The 1,694-nt window shown below is 69.8% G+C and carries 1 protein-coding gene; it reads right to left on the reverse strand.

Features of this window, described 5'->3' with window-relative positions:
• On the reverse strand, positions 1-1,683 hold a 1,683-nt coding region (locus V8324_RS21710; RefSeq protein WP_336421969.1), incomplete at its 3' end, for an NAD(P)H-dependent oxidoreductase subunit E.
• Positions 1,684-1,694 lie beyond the last annotated feature (11 nt).

The raw sequence follows: 1,694 nt of genomic DNA on the forward strand, positions 1-1,694 counted from the left end.
GATCTCATCGGCGAAATGCGTCATCACCAGCCGGATGGGGTTGGGGGCGGCCTGGCCGAGGCCGCAGATCGAGGCGTCGCCCATCACCTGGCACAGGTCCTCGAGCAGCTCGGTGTCCCAGGCCTCGGCCTGCATCAGCTTGACGGCCTTCTCGCACCCCGTGCGGCAGGGGGTGCATTGCCCGCAGCTTTCATCCTCGAAGAACCGCAGCATGTTGAGCGCGGCGTCGCGGGCGCGGTCGTGATCCGACAGCACCACCACGGCGGCCGAGCCGATGAAGGTCCCGTGCGGCTGCAGCGTGTCGAAATCCAGCGGCACGTCGTCGAGCGTCGCCGGCAGCAGCCCCGAGGACGGCCCGCCCGGCTGGTAGGCCTTGAAGACATGGCCGTCGCACATGCCGCCCGCCGCCGCGATCACGTCACGGATGGTCGAGCCCGCCGGCAGCAGATGCACGCCGGGGTTTTTCACCCGTCCCGACACCGAATAGGACCGCAACCCCTTGCGGCCGTTGCGTTCCACGCCCGACAGGATCTCGCCGCCCTCGCGCAGCACCCGCGTCACCCAGTGCAGGGTCTCCACGTTGTTGACCAGCGTGGGCTGCCCGAAGACGCCGACCTGCGCGACGAAGGGCGGGCGGTGGCGCGGCAGGCCGCGCTTGCCCTCGATCGATTCGATCATCGCCGATTCCTCGCCGCAGATATAGGCGCCCGCGCCGCGGCGCAGCGCGATATGGCCCGGGGCCACGAGGCCGGCCGCTTCCAGCGCGGCGATCTCGGATCTCAGGATCTCCAGCACCGCCGGATACTCGTCGCGCATGTAGATGAAGCAGGTCTCGGCCTCGACGGCCCAGGCGGCGATCAGCAGCCCTTCCAGAAAGACATGCGGTTCGCGCTCGAGGTAATAGCGGTCCTTGAAGGTGCCCGGCTCGCCCTCGTCGCCGTTGACGGCCACGTAGCGCGGCCCCGCCTCGGCGCGCACGAAGCCCCATTTCTTGCCCGACGGGAACCCCGCCCCGCCAAGGCCCCGCACCCCGGCCTCCAGAAGCGTCTGCTGCACCGTCTCGAAGTCGCCGCGCTCGCGCAGCTCGGCCAGCGTTTCGTAGCCGCCGTCCGCGCGATAGTCCGCAAGCCCCTGGTAGGCCGGGACATGCGCATGCGTGTCGCCCGCGGCGATCGCGGCATGCACCTTTTCGGGCGTGGCGTGGTCGACATGGTTGTGGCCCAGCTCGCAGACAGGCGCGGTGTCGCAGCGGCCCATGCAGGGCGCGCGCAGGACGCGGACCTCGGCCGGGTCGAGCCCGTCCTCCAGCGCCGATTTCAGCGCCTGCGCGCCGGCCATCTCGCAGGCCAGCGAATCGCAGACCCGGATGGTCAGCGAAGGCGGCGGCGTCTCGCCCTCGCCGATCACGTCGAAATGCGCGTAGAAGGTGGCGACCTCGTAGACCTCGGCCTGCGACAGCCGCATCTCCTCGGCCAGCGCCCGCAGATGCGCCGCCGACAGATGCCCGTGCGCGTCCTGCACCAGGTGCAGGTACTCGATCAAAAGATCCCGCCGACGCGGCCCGTCGCCCAGAAGCGCCTGAACCTCCTGCACCGCAAGATCGTCCAGCTGACGCCCCTTCGGAACATGCCGCCCCTTGCCCCTCCCCGACTTCCAGACGCCCGTCCGCTCATCAAGTGCCATCATGGAACTCC

The organism is Roseovarius sp. D22-M7 (assembly GCF_037083785.1).
Classification (GTDB): Bacteria; Pseudomonadota; Alphaproteobacteria; order Rhodobacterales; family Rhodobacteraceae; genus Roseovarius.